Source organism: Gordonia cholesterolivorans (assembly GCF_039531975.1).
GTDB classification, from domain to species: domain Bacteria; phylum Actinomycetota; class Actinomycetes; order Mycobacteriales; family Mycobacteriaceae; genus Gordonia; species Gordonia sihwensis.
In genome coordinates this window covers 1-608 of the sequence record NZ_BAAARB010000077.1, presented here as the reverse complement: position 1 = coordinate 608, position 608 = coordinate 1, and the positions used below count along the sequence as shown (strand labels likewise).

Annotated in this window: 1 protein-coding gene; it reads left to right on the top strand. The window is 49.0% G+C overall.

Translation table 11 applies throughout. The features are described from left to right. A partial coding sequence (locus ABFX36_RS18960; RefSeq protein WP_346077841.1) for a Rop family plasmid primer RNA-binding protein occupies window positions 1-127 on the top strand: 127 nt, incomplete at its 5' end. Window positions 128-608 lie beyond the last annotated feature (481 nt).

Below are 608 nucleotides of genomic sequence, written 5' to 3'. Positions count from 1 at the left end.
CTTACTCGAAAAACTCAATGAACAGGATTCGGATAATCTCGATGCGGAAACCAACCTTTGTGAAGAACTCCACGAACACGCGGAGTCACTACACCGAAGACTGAACGCTAAGCTGGGCGAAGAATAGCCCTTTTACAATAGGCTCCGCCCTCCTGACGAGCTTCACAAAAATCAATTGATTTTCGGTGCTCTAGTCAAGACAGGCGAAACCCGACAGGACTCTAAAGATGCCAGAAGTTTCCCTCTGACGGCTCCCTCGTGCGCTCTCCTGTTCCCACCTTACAAGTTTACAGCCGGTTTTAATCCGCTCTTTCTGTCTTTGGGGGCGCTATCTCTCAGCTTCCCTGTACCGGTACTGCACTTGTTTAGGTGGTTCGCTCCAAGCTGGGCTATCTGCACGAACTCCCCGTTTAGCCCGACTATCACGCCTGTTCAGGTAACTGTTCTCTTGAATCCAACCCTGACAGACACGTAAAAACGCCACTGGCGATAGCCTTTGGTAACGGGGTGTACTGAATTATTTCGCTGAAATCCTTGAAGTGTCACCGCAATAACGGCTAAACTGATATGACAGAATTTGGTTTCAGTGGTCTTGTACACCCTGTTAC